Consider the following 16941-nt stretch of genomic DNA (forward strand, 5'->3'; position numbering starts at 1 on the left):
CATAGAGGCCGACGGACTTACGTTCCGTCGGCCTGCTTGAAAGGTAACATTTCGCTAGCTTGGCGCAGATAATCCCCAATATGGAGGTGCTCCTCGTCTAAAAACCGCTGCACCGCTGCTGAAAAATCAGCGTCCACCAGCCAGTGGTTTGAATAGGTCAATATTGGCGTAAAGCCGCGCTGAATTTTGTGTTCTCCCTGCGCGCCAGGATCAAAATGCCGCAAGCCTTCTTGCAAGCAGTACTCGATGCCCTGGTAATAACAGGCCTCAAAGTGCAGGAACTCATACTCCCGAACACAGCCCCAATAACGGCCATAAAGCGTATGTTGATCGCGAAAATTGAGTGCCACGGCCACCGGTTCGTCGCCGTGGCTGGCAAGCACCATTACCAACTGCTCTGGCATCGTTGCCGCTAACTCGGTAAAGAAAGTCTCTGGCAAATACCCGCCGTGACCACTGCGCTTAGCGTAAGTGAGCTGGTAACAGTGAAAGAAGAAGCGCCACTGCTCAGCACTCACTTCAGCCCCCGGCAATACCTGCAAGCTCAAGCCTTGCTCAAGCACCACGCGGCGCTCTTTTCGCAAACCCTTGCGCTTACGCGAACTAAACGCCGCCAAGAAGCCGTCAAAATCGCGATAATTGCGGTCATACCAGTGATACTGCGGTCCAATGCGCTGCATTAAACCTTCTTGCGACCATGTGTTCGCCACTTCTGCCCGCGAGAATAAAATATGCACGGATGACGCGCCAAGTTCCTTAGCATGCGCCGGCAGAGCCTTTGCCAATATAGCCATAATGCTACTGCGTTCACTCTCATCCACTAAGCAGAGCCGTGGCCCGGTCGCCGGTGTAAACGGAATAGCGGATAATAGTTTGGGGTAATACGAGCGCCCATGACGCTGGTATGCATCTGCCCATGACCAATCAAAAACATACTCGCCATAACTATGGGTCTTGATATAAAAAGGCATAACGCCAACAAGCTGCTCACTTCGGCGAATAACAAGATGATGGGGCTGCCAACCTCGGTCTTCAGACACCGCGCCACTTGCTTCAAGGGCGTGTAAAAACTCGTACCGGGTGAAGGGGTAATCACAGCCTGCCGCACTGCTCCAAACCTCTGCGCCGACGTCGGCAATACTGGCAACAAATTCTAACTCAAGATCAAACACCCCTCATGCTCCCATCAAAAAATGGAGCACAATGCCCGCAAAAATAACCATACCCACCCAGTTGTTATTTAAAAAGGCCTGAAAACATTTATCGGTTTGACGATAGCGGATCAGCTGTTGCTGATAGATAAAAAGGCCACTGGCAGCGATCACCCCGGCATAGTAAATAAAACTCATACCAAACCGCGGCCCGGCCATCAACAGCACCACAACAACGCAAACCTGCAGCATCGCCGTGATCACCTTATCGTCATCACCAAATAAGATAGCGGTAGATTTCACCCCGATTTTTAAATCGTCCTCGCGATCTACCATCGCGTAAAAGGTGTCATAGCTCACTGTCCAAATTAAGACACCGATATACAAAAGCCAGGCTGCCGGCGGCGGAAGTTCGCCGGTTTGGGCGGTAAAGGCCATGGGAATACCCCAGGCAAAGGCCGCGCCCAAAACTAGCTGAGGCAAATGGGTATAGCGCTTCATAAAGGGATAAGTAGCCGCCAAGGCGACGGCGACAACGGCAAATCCAACAGTCAGCCAATTGGTGAACAACACCAGAATAAAGGCTAGCGCACACAAGACCGCAAACAGCAGCAAGGCCTCTTTTTCTGTGACCGCGCCAGTGGCAAAGGGCCGATCTTTAGTGCGACTAACATGGGCATCAATTTTCCGGTCCGCATAATCATTAATGACACAGCCGGCAGAACGCATCAAAAATGTTCCCGCCACGAAAATAATCAGCAAATGCCACGCCGGAAACCCCTCTGCCGCAAACCATAGCGCCCAGAGGGTTGGCCACAACACCAGATACGTGCCGATCGGTCGATCTAGCCGCATTAAGGCGCGATACTGAGGAGTTTGCTTTTTTAATTGCTGGAGTAATGCGTTCATAAGCTGACCATTGGGATTTTCTGGAAAAAGTATATCAGCACCACCAAGCTCGGTGAAAAGTTACCAGGGACGAAAAGCCGGTAAAAATATCTCGCTTACCATAATAGGGTGACCACTGAGCAAGAACCGCGATCGCCGGCCCCACAGATCTTCGCTATACGGCGCAAGCACTGACTCATCCAGCGCAGCGGCGGGCACCTTGCATATTTCATAGCGGTCGCGGGACATATGGGGATCAGTAAACAGCAGATGCCCAAGGGGACGACTGTCTAAAGTCCGCAAGCGATCTAAGCGCCCAACCAGCGAGGTGGCCGGTAAAACGCTACGAGCGTAGACCCAAGGCTGACGGTTGCAATGTAAACGCACCTCCCTCACCAAACCCCAGTGGCGATCGCCCATACCCAGCAAGCGGCGCTCTGATAAACGCGGAATCTGCCAGCGCTGAGCGAGCACTTCAACATGGAAATGCCCATGGGATAGGCGCCGTAAATGCGCCGTTAAAGACCCAGTGTCTAGCAGCCAATGCGCGTCTGCAGCCGATAAGGCAGAACGAGGAAATTTCTGACAATCGAGCCACTTAGGCTCATGCGACTGGAATCGTGATGTTTGAAAAGCGTACAATACTCGGCTTCCAGTGTTGAAGGTCACTGAACATAGGTGTTGCCACACAATAAACGCGCAGCAATCAAAACTAAAGTGTGGCGGCAGAATGCGCGAATCACCTGCGAGTTGCAAGCATCGGTATCGGCCAAACAGGCGATGATATCTAACTAAAAATTACACTAAGCTTCCGGTAAAGAAGCACGTGGCTTATGAGGAATTAGGTTAATGAGTAAGTGGGAATGTATTGTTTGTGGCTGGGTTTACGACGAAAAAGTCGGCGACCCTGACTCTGGTATTGCGGCTGGAACTCGCTGGGAAGACATCCCTGACGACTGGCTTTGCCCCGATTGTGGTGTGGGCAAAGAAGATTTTGAGATGATTGAGAAATCCGAAGAAAGCGATCTTCCCCACCACGAAGAACCCGCTTCCGCCAGCAACGAGGCGGCCATTGTTGTGATTGGCACCGGTTTGGCGGGCTACGGCTTGGTTCGGGAGCTGCGCAAACATGACAAAGACAGCCCCGTCATTATGATTACTGCCGACGACGGGCGGGCGTATTCCAAGCCAATGCTGTCAACTGGCTTCACCAAAAATACCGATGCCGACGCACTTGCCCAAAAAGACGCCGGCGGTATGGGTGAAGACTTGAACGCTAGCGTTTGGACATTGACCAAGGTCACCGCCATCGACACCGCAGCGCAAATCATCACCATTGGCGACAAAGAAACTCAGGTTCACTACAAAAAACTGGTCTTGGCGCTGGGTGCTGATGTTATTCGTCCCCCTGTTAAAGGCAACGCCCAGGACTATGTTTACTCAGTCAATGATCTGCTCGACTACGATGACTTCCGTACCGCAGTCGCCAAGAACAATGTTAAGAAAGTCTGCATCATCGGCGGTGGTCTTATCGGCTGTGAATTCACCAACGACCTAATCAACGGCGGCATCGCCACTGAAACTGTTGATCCGCTGGCGTATTGTCTGCCAACTCTATTACCAGAAGCTGCGGGCAAAGCGGTGCAAGCCGGACTGGAAGCCAAGGGCGCGAAATTCCATTTCGGTCAACTGGTCACAGAAGTAAATAAAGCTGCTGATGGCTTGGTGGTTAGCCTGAACAATGGCGACACCATCAATTGCGATCTAGTGCTTTCCGCCGTCGGCGTGCGCCCGCAAATCAAACTGGCACAAGACGCTGGCATCACCGTGAACCGCGGTATTGCCACTAATCGCCTACTTGAAACAAGTGCGCCAAACGTCTACGCCATGGGTGATTGCGCCGAAGTCGCCGGCCACGTTCTGGTTTATGTTGCCCCGCTAATGGCACAGGCGCGAGCACTGGCCAAAACGCTTAGCGGTCAAGATACTGAAGTGAGCTACCCCGCTATGCCGGTTACCATCAAAACCCCTGCTTGCCCGGTTACTGTTAGCCCTGCGCCACGCGACGCCGCAGGCAACTGGGAAGTTGAACAGGACGGCCTCAATGTGGTTGCACGCTTTGTTGGCAAGGACGGCGAATTGCTGGGCTTTGCTCTCACTGGCGAAGGCACCAAGCAAAAGATGGCGCTGCAAAAACTACTGCCAGCAATTATGGCGTAACTAGCCAGCTGTCATGTGCGAAAAACCAAGGGCGGGCTGAATAAGTCCGCCCTTTTTTTCGCCCAATCACCAGCATCGTCGCCTATTTTTTAGCCATTGCGCCGTGGCCACATTCGCATATTAATTGAGCACGGCGACTGAATATTAACTGTCCGTATACAAATCATTCTTAGATTGATAATATTCGCGCGCCCCGATAGTGCCTTATCGAGGGTTCTCAGGGCGGGGTGAAAGTCCCCACCGGCGGTAATCATGCCAAGCATGTAGCCCGCGGGCGCTTGCTGACCATCGGAAAACGATAATGTCAGCGGGGACAGCAGATCCGGTGTAATTCCGGAGCCGACGGTTAAAGTCCGGTTATGAGAAGAGATCGTTACACGCCACAGCGCTTAGTTGCCATCACTATGCTACTGCCGGTCTGTCAGCTCATCTTTGCCCTGCCGTATTCACTTGGGACAAGACCATGACATCGACAGCTACAGCATCATCAAAACCCACCGTCGCCTTTATCCAAGCCTGCTGGCACCGCGATATTGTTGACCGCTGCAAAGACTCCTTCCTGAAAGAAATAGCAGAGCATAGCGACCTGAACGTCGAGTGCTTTGAAGTGCCAGGCGCCTTTGAAATACCCCTGCACGCCAAATTGCTGGCCCAAACCGGTAAATACGCCGCCATCGTGGGCGCAGGCCTTGTCACCAATAGCGGCATATACAAACACGAATACGTTGCCCACGCCGTTGTCTCCGGCCTTATGCAAGTACAGCTAGAAACCTCGACGCCGGTATTCTCAGTTGTCCTTACTCCCCATAATTTCCACAATAGCGAAGACCACATCAGCTTCTTCCGCGAACATTTTGTGGTGAAAGGTACGGAAGCCGCAGCAGCCTGTATCGGCACCCTGAACAGTCTAGCCAAACTTCAAGACTAATACAGACGCTTTGACTTGCCGATACTAGGCTGCCGAAAGCTATGCTAATCTGCGGCATTAGATTGATTATTAGCAAGCACACAGCGCCAACGGGGAAATACCATGGGCTTTTACGATAATAAAATATTGCCAATCATCATCGACAAAGCGTGCTCGATGTCCTCAATTATGGGCCTGCGAGAAAAGATTGTTCCGCAAGCGAAAGGTATCGTCTTAGAAGTGGGGATGGGCAGCGGTATCAATCTCGCACTGTACAATCCCGACATTATCGATTTCGTGTGGGGCTTAGAACCTTCTCACGGAATGCGCAAAAAAGCCCAAAGCAATCTCGATAAATCGCCTGTAACAGTAAAGTGGCTGGACCTGCCCGGCGAAGAGATCCCCCTCGACGACAATAGCGTCGACACTGTCTTGCTGACCTACACCCTCTGCACCATTCCCGACTGGCAGCGAGCCTTAGAGCAAATGCACCGTGTCCTTAAGCCCAACGGTAAACTACTATTCTGTGAACACGGTCTAGCTGAAAGCAGTGCGGTACAAAACTGGCAGAATAGAGTCACCCCAGTCTGGAAAAAGATCGCCGGCGGCTGCCATCTCAATCGGCCTATTGCTGAATCAATCACCAGCTGCGGCTTCACCATTAATAAACTGGAAACCTGCTACGCCGTCGGCGTACCCAAAATCGCCGGTTATATGTACTACGGCGAAGCGGTAAAAAGCTAAACTCTAATCACCTTGCTCTGCATGCCTACTAAGCCTTGGGTATGCAGAATGAAAAGCCAGCCCTAAGATTGCCTCGCGGCGACTCCCGCCGCTCAACTGGTGATTTTTGTTAGAGCACGCTAGAGTAAAGGCAGTATCTTAGCCGCTGTCTATATGACATCTAACACAGCTTTCAACTGTCTAAGCCAAAGAGCCACTGTCACTATGCGAAATATTCCCCTGCACTGGCAAATTATTGCCGCCATCCTTTTAGCTGTCGCAGCGGGTGTTATTGGCGGTCCAGACGCAAGCCTCGGCAGCTTGCAATTAACCGCCGTGTACGCATTTTTGGGCACCTTATTTCTAAACGCCTTAAAAATGCTAATAGTGCCGCTAGTGGTGTCTTCCATCATCAGTGGTATGGCCGGTGTAGGCGGCGACAAGCTTGAAAAGCTAGGTGGTAAAACTCTGCTGTTTTACGCGTGCAGCAGTCTTATTGCGATCCTGATCGGTCTCGCTGTGGTCAACATTATCGAACCCGGCGGCGGCGACAATCGGGCTCTAGCAGCCACGATCAGCACCAGTGACCCTGAAATTAGCGAATCCTTGGCCAAGGTCGAAGGTCGCGGCACTGGCGATATTGTGCAGGTGTTTGTGCGCATGATTCCCAGCAATATTGTCTCAGCCGCCGCCAATGGCGAAATGCTGGGGCTGATATTCTTTAGCTTATTATTCGGTTTTTTCTTAGCGCGGAGCAAATCAGAGCATGCGGCAACACTGATGCACTTTTGGCAGGGCATCATGGACATCATGACCGAGATCACTATGTGGGTTATGAAGTTCGCACCGCTGGGGGTATTTGGCCTAGTTGCCAAAACGGTTGCCATTACAGGCTTTGCGGCCTTTAAACCGATGCTGCTATTCTTTATTAGCGCCTTGATCGCGCTACTTATTCACGCCTTTGTGGCGCTGCCACTGGCACTGCGCTATCTCGGCGGGGTTAGCCCCAGAAAGCATTACGCGGCGATGACCCCCGCACTGCTCACCGCATTTTCAACGGCCTCTAGCTCAGCAACGCTGCCGCTGACCCTAAAGAGTATTCAGGAAGAATCAGGGGTCTCCAAGCAGGTGAGCGGCTTTGTCTTGCCGCTCGGGGCTACGGTGAATATGGATGGCACAGCGCTGTATGAATGTGTTGCGGCCATGTTTATTGCTCAGGTTTATGGGCTAGAACTAGGGTTTGTGCAGCAATTTACCATTGTGATGGTTGCCCTACTCACCTCCATCGGTGTCGCTGGTATTCCAGCTGCAAGCCTAGTCGCTATCTCAGTTATTCTCGGCGCTATAGGCCTTCCTTTGGAAGGGATTGGCCTGCTATTAGTCACCGACCGCATACTCGATATGATTCGAACCGCCGTCAATGTATTCAGCGATTCCTGCGCTGCGGTAATCATTGCCCGCAGCGAAGGCGAGGACACCTTAATCGCCGCAAAACCCTAATCATCGCTCCTTACAACAAGGAGACAATAACAATAAGACGGATTATTTATGAGCGAACGTAAACCTATTCCCCGTATCAAAGGGGATAATTATTCTGAAGCAGCTGCCGCACAGCGACGTACATTTATTGAAGAACAAACCGGTGCCACACTTAAGCACACCGGCCACTACTCCATCGATCCGGCCAGCGTAGAAGGCAACGCCGAAAACTTCATTGGCGTGGTCCAAATGCCCGTTGGTGTTGCCGGCCCCTATCTCATTAACGGCGAACATGCCCAGGGCGTTTTTTATGTGCCCATGGCGACCACCGAAGGCACCTTAATCGCCTCTTACAGCCGGGGTATGCGGGTAATTTCAGAATCCGGCGGCGCCACCGTCACCGTCATTGAAGAGTTTATGCAGCGGGCACCTTTATTTGAATTCGCCAGTGCCCGCGAAGCACGGCATTTTGCAAACTGGCTAGACGAGCAACTCACCGCCATTCGCCAGCAAGCTGAAAGCACCACATCTATCGGTAAGCTACAGCATATCCAAAAGTGGGTTATCGCCAATAAATTGTACACCCGCTTTAACTACACCACCGGCGACGCGGCTGGGCAAAATATGACTGGCAAGGCCACCCATAAAGCCTGCCAGTGGATACTCGCCAACTACCCGGGCGTAATCGAAAACTTTTCACTGTCTAGCGGTATAGAGACCGATAAAAAGCATTCCCATATGAATCTCTTGCACAGTCGCGGCAAGAAGGTTGTAGCGGAAGCCACCATCAGCAAAGACGTTTTAAAAGACTTGATGCGCGCGGACCCTGAACGCATGTTTCGGCTGCGCCAACGCACTATGCTCGGCAGCCTACTCGCCGGCTCTGCCTACAACGGCCCCCACTCTGCCAATGGTATTGCGTCGATGTTTATTGCCACCGGCCAAGACGAGGCCAACGTCGTTGAGTCTCATACCGGCATTGCATTTATGGATCTCACCCCAGCCGGCGACCTGTATTACTCGGTAACCCTGCCTTCAATCATCTGCGCGAGTTACGGCGGCGGCACGGGGCTGGCAACCCAGCGCGAATGTCTCGAAATAATGGATTGCTACGGCCAAGGCAAGGCCCGCAAACTGGCTGAGATTGTCGCCGCCACGGTCCTTGCTGGCGACCTGTCCTTAGCAGCAGCCATTGTTGCCGATGAATGGGTTTCTAGCCATGATCAACTCGGTCGCAACAGACCTTAACTCTCTAGCTCATCTAATTTAAAGAGATCACCTGAGCGCATGAAAATAGAAAACATTAATCCGCAGCTTCAAAAAACCTATCGCTTAATACCCACACTGCCGATTCACAACCCTATTCTTTTGCGGTTTGTGCAATTTATATCAAGATTTAAACTAAAGCGGAAATCCCTGTTCGGCGTTGCCATACACGATTATAAATTAGCAAATAGCGGCGTGCGGGTTTACACGCCTAGCGGCAAAACCTCCGGTGCCGGCTTGCTGTGGATACATGGCGGCGGCTATATTATTGGCACAGCCGTCTTCAATGATCGCGAATGCGCTATCTATGCCAAAGAGTTAAATATCACTGTGGTCTCGGTTGATTATCGCCTAGCGCCGCAGCATCCCTTCCCCGCCGCCTGCGATGATTGTTTTGCCGCCTGGGAGTGGTTTTTAGACAACGCCGACACCCTAGGCGTGTCTCCAGATAGGATCGCGGTATCCGGGCAAAGTGCTGGTGGAGGACTGGCGGCGGGCTTGGTCCAGCGTATTCATGATACCGGCGGCACCCAGCCCGCAGGCCAGGCACTGTTCTGCCCCATGCTGGATGATCATACCGCCACACGCACCGAGCTAGACCTCATAAAACACCGTCTTTGGAACAATAAAAATAACCGCGGTGCATGGACATACTACCTTGGCCAGCCCCCCGGCCTAAAGCAAGTGCCCCTTTACTCAGTACCAGCAAGACGCCAAAACTTAGCGGGCTTGCCACCAAGTTGGCTGGCAGTGGGCGATATAGACCTCTTTTATGAAGAAGACACCCTCTATGCTAAGCGCCTGACAGAAGCTGGGGTTAACTGTGAATTTTACGTTGTTGCCGGCGGACCACACGCCTTTGAATCCTTGGTGCCAAATGCCCCGGTCAGCATCGACCTTCTTAAATCTAACTACCAATTTCTGCGGCGCGTACTTGCCCTTTAAAATATTGCGTTCAAACCATCGATCCTGAGCAAACAAGCCATATGAATAGTGATTCCAAGCCGCCAAAACACGGGCCTCTCAAGGGCATACGTATTTTAGAATTAGGGCAGCTAATTGCCGGCCCGTTTACCACCACAATGCTAGGCTATTACGGTGCTGAAGTGATCAAAATAGAACCCCCCGGTATTGGCGATCCTATTCGGCGCTGGCGCAGCATGAAAGGGGATACCTCGCTGTGGTGGTATAGCATTGGTCGCAATAAAAAGTCAGTGACCGTAGATCTTCGTCACCCAGACGGCCAAGCCATAGTGCGAGATCTAGCCGCGCAATGTGATGTATTGGTAGAGAATTTTCGGCCCGGGGTTATGGAAGGCTGGAAGCTTGGGCCAGATGACTTAAAAGCGGCCAATCCGGACTTAGTTTACACCCGTATTTCAGGCTACGGCCAAACTGGCCCCTATGCCGAAAAGCCAGGCTTTGCCTCGGTATGTGAGGGTATCAGTGGCTTTCGTTACTTAAATGGATTTCCCGGCGAAGCACCGGTACGACCCAACCTCAGCCTTGGCGACAGCATTGCATCGCTGCACGCTGTTATCGGTGTATTAATGGCTCTAAATGCCCGTGAGCGCGGTCTTCATCAAGGCCAAGTCATCGACGTCGCGCTGTATGAAACCATGTTCAATATGCTCGAGTCGGTGGTGCCAGAATATGCTGAGCAAGGAATTATCCGCGAAGCCTCTGGCACCACCTTAACCGGCATCGTTCCCACCAACACCTACCGCTGCAAAGACAATAAGTTTGTCATCATCGGTGGCAATGGCGACTCTATTTTTAAACGCCTGATGACCGAAATGGGCCGCCACGATTTTGCCGCAGACCCCGCCATGGCTGACAATGCCGGCCGAGTCCGCCATCAAAAAGTTATTGATGACGCTATCGCTAACTGGTGTCGCCAACATCCAATACAAACGGTTATTGAGAAACTTGAAGCCGTTAGAGTCCCCGCCGGTCCAGTCTACAATGCCGAGGACATGGCAAATGATCCGCACTTTCAGGCTCGCGGCTTGTTTGAGAAAGTAAATATCGACGCCACTAACACCGTCACTATACCGGGCATGTCACCCAAACTGAGTGGCACACCGGGCGCCACCCAGTGGCCGGGACCGAAGCTCGGGGAACATACCAATGAGATTCTCACCGAACTGCTTGATATATCTCCCGAGAATTTGCAGGCACTCAAAAATAACGCGGTCATCTAGAAAACCACGTCCCTTGGCTTTGTTTTCTAGGTCTAACACGCTTGCCAACTCACATGGCGGCGTATTTAATTAAATCGGTGCCGGCACCAGCCTGCGTCGAGTTGACATCAGATGCCCTTAATACATTCGCGTCTTTGCAGTTTCCACAAGGATATAATTTATGCACATAGACAAGGCAAAAAAGCGTATCGCCAAGCAGATCAAAAAAGGCTTCAACGGCTATCCTTTGATCTCCCTAGAATACTTTGGCGCCACGCCAGACGCGGCAACGGAACTGGTCATTTCGTTTGTGGTAGAAGAAGGGGCGGAACCGCAAGCCCAAACACTTGCCTGCAAACTTGACGCTAGAGAAGACGAAACCATTCAATCTACGGTGGTGAAAATTCTTGAGCGCGCCAATGTTAATACCTTAACGGAGCGTAGCGGAGTTTCTATTATTAGCTAAAATAGTGATTCTCCTGCAGCGAATCAAATGGCGAAATTTACTAATATCATAGAAATCAAATACTTGTCTTAAAATCCGCCGCCTCAATTTAATCGGAGAATTTCGCTTAATATCCACCTAAATACGCGCTATCAGCCCTGTGCTCCCTGAGGTTAAAGACAAACAGCGCGTATTACGTCATAATAACCGACGCGAAGCCGCTTATGGTTCCCACGCCCCATGAAAACCGCTTGGTAATTTAGGGGTTATTTCCCCGTAGGATGAGCATCGCAGAGTTTTCAAATCTCAGTACAGCTTCAGTGATTACCGGGTTTGGCTTACGGACTGACCGTGATTAGATTAAGCCAGACAATATTATCGCTATCAATTTAACTGCCTTTCGCTGCATCTCTAACAGCAAGCTATGGCGGCGCCTACTTTGCAAGGAAATAGTTTGAACATGCAGGATAAAATTACCGCTATATTGAATTACCTTAACGAAAATAAAACCCGTTGCAGCAATAGCGCGGCAGCCGAAGCCCTAGGTGTTACTGCCCCGGAGCTGAAAAAGCTACTTGGTGAGCGTCGCCCAGAAACATCGTGGCTAGTCAATTATGGCACTGGCGAGCCTGCAGGCTACACCGACGAAGATAAACACCCCGATCTGTATCGTACCAAGCGTATTATTAAGTCAGCGGAAGTGTTGACCCGCAACCTCGATTTATAAAAAATTGCTTTGCGGTATCGCTCTTCTCAATTCCTTATATTTTTCAACCAGCAAACCAATGACTGCAGCAGGCGATCAACGCTTGGCAGTTGCGTGTTGGGCGAAAAATATTAAGGGGTATTATCTATAGTTAGAATAGCTATCAACAAAATACTATTCAGTCTATCAAGCAGAAGTCACTACGCTCAAACTAGGCATTTACGCCGCAACAATATTTTCCACCGCAGCGGCCCAATCATCTATAGTCAAGACCGCAAGCGACACACTGGCCGGCAAGCTTTAGCGACGGTCCAAGGACGAGACTTGGTATTCTTGTGTCGCCGCCTTAGTCTAAACAAACAAGAAAGGCACGACGCTGACGCCATGCCTTTCTTATAAGCCGCAATATTTGAAAACTACAATTCCGCTGGCGCCTCTACCAATACAAACTTTAATTGGGTGCCGGCAATTTCCACCAGATCACCACTATTTAATTGCCGTGGCTGTGAACCAATTTCAACACCATTTAACTTTGGCGTGCGGCCGTCTTTAGCTTCTACGTGCTCCAAATAATAGTCCTGCTGGCGACGACTAATTGCCGCAACTTGGAAACCCGCCTTGCCGAGCTTGGCTAAGGGTTTACTGAGCGTCATTTCACGACCAGCTGAAGCACCATTTTGCACCTGTAATTTGCCAATCATTGGAATAGCCGCCGGCTGGGCACGCTTGCTGTCCGGCCGCATTGCGATAGTTTTCTCCACCTCGGCGTCGCTACTGGAATACACTTCACTGTGATAGGTGAGTGAATGCTTACCCATCGTAATATAGTCACCATTGCGCAAGGGATGACGAGTGATGGCATGACCATTCACAAAGGTACCGTTGGTGCTGTCGAGATCAATTAAGAAGCTGTCCTTGAGTATCGTCTCAATGACGGCGTGATGGCCACTAACCGCCAAATTTTCGATGCAGACATCATTGTCAGGCGCACGACCAAGTGATACCCGCTCTTTGCTCAGCGGGAACTCCTCGAGTATTGTGCCCTGAAAGCCGAGAACCAGTTTAGCCATAATACATGCCCGTCATTGAAACATACTCCCTAGCTTAGGCGATGAAATCACCGTATCCACTCTAATCAAACCAGTCTAGCTCTTCGTCTGAGGCGCTTTCCTGCCCAGCGACCACCTTGTCCACACACACTACAATAATCGAAATATTATCATTGCCGCCGGAATTATTCGCCATTCCCAGCAATTTCACCGCGGCCGCTTCTGGTTGAGAGTCACAAGAGGCGAGCACAGCGGCAATTTGGGCGTCCTCGACCATCCCCGTCAAACCGTCTGAACACAGCAAATATAGATCGCCTTCCCGCAATAGCTCTTCCAATAAATCTACGTCGACAATATCTGCTAAACCTAGCGCGCGGGTAATGACATTTTTATTGCTGGAGTTACGAGCCTCTTCTTCTGAATACTCTTTGCGATCTAGCATTTCTTGAACCAGGGTGTGATCGCTGGTGAGTTGCGTCAAATAGCCCTCACGAAACCGATAAAGCCTAGAGTCACCGACATGCGCAACCGCAAGCCTTGCGCCCTCAAAACTAGCCGACACTATCGTGGTGCCCATACCCTTGCGCTCAGTATTTCGCTGGGCGTCCCGGTATATTTTGGTATTTGCACAGTAGATGGCATTTCGCAGCGCCAAGGTCTGGGTCGAAAATTCTGACATTTCCGCCACAGTGTCGTCGCTGTCATGATCCTGAGCTAAAAACTGCGTAAACCCGGCTATCGCTAAGGCGCTCGCCACCTCACCGGCGTTATGGCCGCCCATGCCGTCTGCCACCAAGACGTATCCTTGATCAACCGCCAAGTGAATCGCGTCTTCGTTATGGCGACGCACCCGGCCAATATCGGTCACGCCAAAGGCGCGGATGATCGTCTTTTCGTCCATGGATCCATGCTTATTCAGTGATGAGCCCTGAGTATAGACACCCGCTTTTAAGATGGCCAATATCAGTACCGACTAGAGACACCGCTTGCAATTCGCAGCTTGGCATACTCTAATTTTGTCCAGCCTCTAACTTCCTGTAAAGGGATCGCGCGCTAATACCCGCTATCTCTGCGGCCTTGGCTTTATCGCCATCGCAGAAGGCCAGTAAATCATTTAAATAGCGCCGCTCCTTGGTTTTCAAATCCTCCCAACTTTCAGCTGCGGCGGCCTTTCGAGGCCGAATATCGAGCAGGCAGCGCTCCAATATTTTTACGTCAATAATATTGGAGTACGCAAAAATGATAGCGCGCTCCAAGACGTTGCGAAGCTCGCGGACATTGCCTGCAAAATAACAGCCTTGAAGCAGCTTGATCGCCGATTCGGTCAGGCAGTACATATCTTTCTTACTGAATTTCTCCAGTATCGATTTAGCGATTAAGCCAATGTCCTCCCCACGCTCGCGCAGCGGCGGCAATACAATCGGAAACGCATTAACACGATAGTAGAGGTCTTCGCGAAACGTCCCACTGGCGACATTGTTAGATAAGTTTTCATGGGTGGCGCAAATTAGTCGAAAATCAGCGCGTTTGAGCTCGGTGCTGCCCACCGCACGGTAGGTGCCAGTTTCAATTAAACGCAGTAATTTAACCTGCATACCTAGGGACACATCACCAATTTCATCCAAAAATAAGGTACCGCCTTCAGCACTTTCCAGCAAACCGCGCTTATTAGCTGTCGCACCGGTAAACGCGCCTTTAACGTGACCAAATAACTCACTTTCAAATAAGGTTTCGGTGAGACCCGCGCACTCAACCGTGACCATGGGTTTCGCATGTCGGGTACTGGCGTCGTGAATCGCCTTGGCCGCTAACTCTTTACCGGTGCCAGATTCACCCATTAACAATACCGAGGTATCTCGCGCCGCCACCAAGTTAATCATCTCAACAAGGGTATTAAAGGCCGGACTGCGGCCCACCATATTCTGAGTACTAAGTTCGGCACTGGCGATGGAAACGGGCTTGAGGATTTCAACAAAGTATTTTAGCTCGCCATTGGCGCCCCGAATCGGCAGCATTTCAACATCGACATGCTCCTTGCCCCTAGGCGTGGTGTGAACGTGCAGCACTCGCTCCTTATTGCCGGAACTCTTACATGCCGCCAGCGGGCAACTCTCGCCAGCCTGATCACAGGGCACCTGATAACCATGGGAAACTTGATAGCAGCGCGCGCCCTTGTCGACGTCTATCTCGCCAAAAGTCGTTTGATAGAGCTCATTGCTTGCCAAAATCTCATAGTCCGCAGACACCAATATGGCGGGATAATCGAAGCCATCGAGCATGTAGGCAACATCTCTATCTGAATCTTTAGCTATGAGCTGCATGGCATTGTCATTTTTGTCATTGAGTTTTGCCAATAATGGCAAATACACAGTAACTTTGCCAGCGCAATCTAGTAAAAACGACCTCACCTAAAAAAATAAATTATATAAATCAATATCTTAACGACACACTTCTTTATCTTGCGTGCATGGCACACGCTTTGCTGTATGGGTGTTACGTGGCACAGACATAACGTTCGACAAACGCGTGATGGCAGATCTGACAAGCAGCGCCGTTCACCTTAGGATGATCTATATGGATTTCGACCCCTTTATTTTAGCCCGCATCCAATTTGCGACGAATATTAGCTTCCATATTTTATTTCCCGCTATTTCAATTGGCTTGGGATGGATTCTTTTATTCTTTCGTGTGCGATTTACTCAAACCGGCGACCAAGCTTGGGAGTACGCCTACCTGTTTTGGGTCAAAATCTTCGCCCTCACTTTTGCGATGGGCGTGGTGTCGGGCATCACCATGAGCTTTCAATTTGGCACCAACTGGCCGGGCTTTATGGAGAAAGCCGGCAATGTAGCCGGACCGCTACTCGGCTACGAAGTACTGACCGCATTTTTCCTAGAAGCCTCTTTCCTCGGCATTATGTTATTTGGTAAAGATCGGGTTTCTAACCGCATGCACTTGACCAGCTCGTTTCTGGTGGCGTTTGGCACAACCCTATCAGCATTCTGGATTCTTAGCCTAAACTCGTGGATGCAAACCCCCACAGGCTACTATCTTGAAAATGGCGTGGTCATGGTAGACAGCTGGCTTGAAGTGATTTTCAATCCATCCTTCCCCTACCGTTTTTTCCATATGGTCATCGCCTGCATGCTCACCTCAGCTTTTCTTGTTGCCGGTGTTAGCGCATGGCGGGCATTGCGCAATGTCGACGGTCCCGCCACATGGAAAGTGATGAAAACCGGTGTAATGATGGCGGCGGTACTTGCCCCTGTACAAATCCTAGTTGGGGATTTTCACGGCCTCAATACTCTGCAACACCAGCCTGCAAAAGTCGCGGCAATGGAAGCGATATGGGAAACCGAAAAAGGTGCACCTTTCACCCTCTTCGCCCTACCAGACGCAAGCACTAAGACCAACCGTTACGCGATCGAAATCCCCTACGCCGCCAGCTTGATTCTTACCCACGACCCTATGGGCGAGGTAAAGGGGCTCAATGAATTTGAGGGTGAACATCCTCCGGTCGCTATCGTGTTTTGGTCTTTTCGCATCATGCTGGCGATTGGCGGCTTAATGTTACTGGTGGCCTGGTGGGCCGCATGGCAGTTGCGCGGCAAGAATACTGCCAGCAAGCCTTTGTTATATGCACTATCTGCAATGACATTCTCTGGCTGGGCAGCCGTTTTGGCTGGCTGGTATGTAAGCGAAATCGGCCGCCAACCCTGGATCGTTAGCGGCGTACTCAAAGTCCAAGATGTTGTCGCCGATCACAGCAGCGCCACGGTTGGCGGCACTCTGATCGGCTATATCCTACTTTACGGTTTCTTACTGGCGTCTTACATCGGCGCGATTCGACACTTGTCGGCCAAACCCGCAGCGTCACTAAGTCTGTCGGCAATCCGCAACCCCGCTAGCAAGGAGGTCTGAGCA

16 protein-coding genes and 1 riboswitch are annotated in these 16941 nt (G+C 51.0%); of the genes, 10 read left to right on the forward strand and 6 right to left on the reverse strand.

Features of this window, described 5'->3' with window-relative positions:
- Nucleotides 1-17: 17 nt before the first annotated feature.
- Genes AB4875_RS01195 through AB4875_RS01205 form a run of 3 tightly spaced genes read right to left on the reverse strand, consistent with a single transcriptional unit; the run spans nt 18 to nt 2681 of the window.
- Nucleotides 18-1172, reverse strand: a complete 1155-nt coding sequence (locus tag AB4875_RS01195) for a GNAT family N-acetyltransferase (protein ID WP_368374204.1) — start codon at nt 1170-1172, stop codon at nt 18-20.
- Nucleotides 1173-1175: 3 nt separating this feature from the next.
- Nucleotides 1176-2060 carry a 4-hydroxybenzoate octaprenyltransferase gene (gene ubiA, locus AB4875_RS01200; protein WP_368374205.1) on the reverse strand — a complete coding sequence of 295 codons (885 nt, stop codon included), beginning with the start codon at nt 2058-2060 and terminating at the stop codon, nt 1176-1178.
- Nucleotides 2061-2120: 60 nt separating this feature from the next.
- A complete protein-coding gene (locus tag AB4875_RS01205; RefSeq protein ID WP_368374206.1) occupies nt 2121-2681 on the reverse strand; it encodes a chorismate--pyruvate lyase family protein in 561 nt (186 codons plus the stop codon).
- A gap of 207 nt (nt 2682-2888) precedes the next feature.
- Here AB4875_RS01205 and AB4875_RS01210 point away from each other — a divergent pair, with 207 nt between their 5' ends.
- The 9 genes from AB4875_RS01210 (at nt 2889) to AB4875_RS01250 (ending at nt 11989) form a co-directional block, all read left to right on the forward strand.
- Nucleotides 2889-4259, forward strand: a complete 1371-nt coding sequence (locus AB4875_RS01210) for an FAD-dependent oxidoreductase (RefSeq protein WP_368374207.1) — start codon at nt 2889-2891, stop codon at nt 4257-4259.
- 209 nt (nt 4260-4468) lie between these two features.
- Nucleotides 4469-4632, forward strand: a riboswitch (FMN riboswitch).
- Nucleotides 4633-4722: 90 nt separating this feature from the next.
- The gene (locus tag AB4875_RS01215) at nt 4723-5187 is read left to right on the forward strand and encodes a 6,7-dimethyl-8-ribityllumazine synthase (protein ID WP_368374208.1); all 465 of its coding nucleotides are present in this window, start codon (nt 4723-4725) and stop codon (nt 5185-5187) included.
- A gap of 102 nt (nt 5188-5289) precedes the next feature.
- Nucleotides 5290-5910 (forward strand): class I SAM-dependent methyltransferase, encoded by a 621-nt coding sequence (locus AB4875_RS01220; protein ID WP_368374209.1) that lies wholly within the window; start codon nt 5290-5292, stop codon nt 5908-5910.
- A gap of 204 nt (nt 5911-6114) precedes the next feature.
- The gene (locus tag AB4875_RS01225; protein ID WP_368374210.1) at nt 6115-7389 is read left to right on the forward strand and encodes a dicarboxylate/amino acid:cation symporter; all 1275 of its coding nucleotides are present in this window, start codon (nt 6115-6117) and stop codon (nt 7387-7389) included.
- Nucleotides 7390-7437: 48 nt separating this feature from the next.
- Entirely contained in the window at nt 7438-8616 is a 1179-nt protein-coding gene (locus tag AB4875_RS01230; RefSeq protein ID WP_368374211.1) for a hydroxymethylglutaryl-CoA reductase, read from the forward strand.
- 39 nt (nt 8617-8655) lie between these two features.
- Nucleotides 8656-9579 carry an alpha/beta hydrolase gene (locus AB4875_RS01235; protein ID WP_368374212.1) on the forward strand — a complete coding sequence of 308 codons (924 nt, stop codon included), beginning with the start codon at nt 8656-8658 and terminating at the stop codon, nt 9577-9579.
- Between the two features lie 41 nt (nt 9580-9620).
- Nucleotides 9621-10838: a CaiB/BaiF CoA transferase family protein gene (locus AB4875_RS01240; protein ID WP_368374213.1), complete on the forward strand. Its 1218-nt coding sequence runs from the start codon at nt 9621-9623 to the stop codon at nt 10836-10838.
- Nucleotides 10839-10998: 160 nt separating this feature from the next.
- On the forward strand, nt 10999-11283 hold the full coding sequence (locus AB4875_RS01245; protein ID WP_368374214.1) for a hypothetical protein: 285 nt from the start codon (nt 10999-11001) through the stop codon (nt 11281-11283).
- Nucleotides 11284-11722: 439 nt separating this feature from the next.
- Nucleotides 11723-11989 (forward strand): hypothetical protein, encoded by a 267-nt coding sequence (locus AB4875_RS01250; RefSeq protein WP_368374215.1) that lies wholly within the window; start codon nt 11723-11725, stop codon nt 11987-11989.
- 395 nt (nt 11990-12384) lie between these two features.
- Here the strand turns inward: AB4875_RS01250 and AB4875_RS01255 are convergent, their stop codons facing one another.
- The 3 genes from AB4875_RS01255 to AB4875_RS01265 all read right to left on the reverse strand — a co-directional run bounded on the left by AB4875_RS01255 (nt 12385) and on the right by AB4875_RS01265 (nt 15386).
- Nucleotides 12385-13038, reverse strand: coding sequence for an FHA domain-containing protein (locus AB4875_RS01255; RefSeq protein ID WP_368374216.1), 654 nt, complete (start codon nt 13036-13038; stop codon nt 12385-12387).
- A 61-nt stretch (nt 13039-13099) separates the two neighbouring features.
- Nucleotides 13100-13918 (reverse strand): Stp1/IreP family PP2C-type Ser/Thr phosphatase, encoded by an 819-nt coding sequence (locus tag AB4875_RS01260; RefSeq protein ID WP_368374217.1) that lies wholly within the window; start codon nt 13916-13918, stop codon nt 13100-13102.
- Nucleotides 13919-14027: 109 nt separating this feature from the next.
- Entirely contained in the window at nt 14028-15386 is a 1359-nt protein-coding gene (locus AB4875_RS01265) for a sigma-54 interaction domain-containing protein (protein WP_368374218.1), read from the reverse strand.
- A gap of 205 nt (nt 15387-15591) precedes the next feature.
- On the opposite strand from AB4875_RS01265, the gene AB4875_RS01270 reads away from it, so the two are divergent.
- Nucleotides 15592-16938 (forward strand): cytochrome ubiquinol oxidase subunit I, encoded by a 1347-nt coding sequence (locus AB4875_RS01270; protein WP_368374219.1) that lies wholly within the window; start codon nt 15592-15594, stop codon nt 16936-16938.
- Nucleotides 16939-16941 lie beyond the last annotated feature (3 nt).

It is taken from the genome of Zhongshania sp. R06B22, assembly GCF_040892595.1.
In the GTDB taxonomy this organism is placed as follows: Bacteria; Pseudomonadota; Gammaproteobacteria; order Pseudomonadales; family Spongiibacteraceae; genus Spongiibacter; species Spongiibacter arctica.

Excerpts from the sequence above, each read along its gene's own strand:
- AB4875_RS01235 (WP_368374212.1), top strand. The coding sequence starts at position 8,656 with ATGAAAATAGAAAACATTAATCCGCAGCTTCAAAAAACCTATCGCTTA.
- AB4875_RS01230 (WP_368374211.1), top strand. The coding sequence starts at position 7,438 with ATGAGCGAACGTAAACCTATTCCCCGTATCAAAGGGGATAATTATTCT.
- AB4875_RS01215 (WP_368374208.1), top strand. The coding sequence starts at position 4,723 with ATGACATCGACAGCTACAGCATCATCAAAACCCACCGTCGCCTTTATC.
- AB4875_RS01225 (WP_368374210.1), top strand. The coding sequence starts at position 6,115 with ATGCGAAATATTCCCCTGCACTGGCAAATTATTGCCGCCATCCTTTTA.
- AB4875_RS01270 (WP_368374219.1), top strand. The coding sequence starts at position 15,592 with ATGGATTTCGACCCCTTTATTTTAGCCCGCATCCAATTTGCGACGAAT.
- AB4875_RS01255 (WP_368374216.1), bottom strand. The coding sequence starts at position 13,038 with ATGGCTAAACTGGTTCTCGGCTTTCAGGGCACAATACTCGAGGAGTTC.
- AB4875_RS01250 (WP_368374215.1), top strand. The coding sequence starts at position 11,723 with ATGCAGGATAAAATTACCGCTATATTGAATTACCTTAACGAAAATAAA.
- AB4875_RS01240 (WP_368374213.1), top strand. The coding sequence starts at position 9,621 with ATGAATAGTGATTCCAAGCCGCCAAAACACGGGCCTCTCAAGGGCATA.
- ubiA (WP_368374205.1), bottom strand. The coding sequence starts at position 2,060 with ATGAACGCATTACTCCAGCAATTAAAAAAGCAAACTCCTCAGTATCGC.
- AB4875_RS01245 (WP_368374214.1), top strand. The coding sequence starts at position 10,999 with ATGCACATAGACAAGGCAAAAAAGCGTATCGCCAAGCAGATCAAAAAA.
- AB4875_RS01220 (WP_368374209.1), top strand. The coding sequence starts at position 5,290 with ATGGGCTTTTACGATAATAAAATATTGCCAATCATCATCGACAAAGCG.
- AB4875_RS01260 (WP_368374217.1), bottom strand. The coding sequence starts at position 13,918 with ATGGACGAAAAGACGATCATCCGCGCCTTTGGCGTGACCGATATTGGC.
- AB4875_RS01210 (WP_368374207.1), top strand. The coding sequence starts at position 2,889 with ATGAGTAAGTGGGAATGTATTGTTTGTGGCTGGGTTTACGACGAAAAA.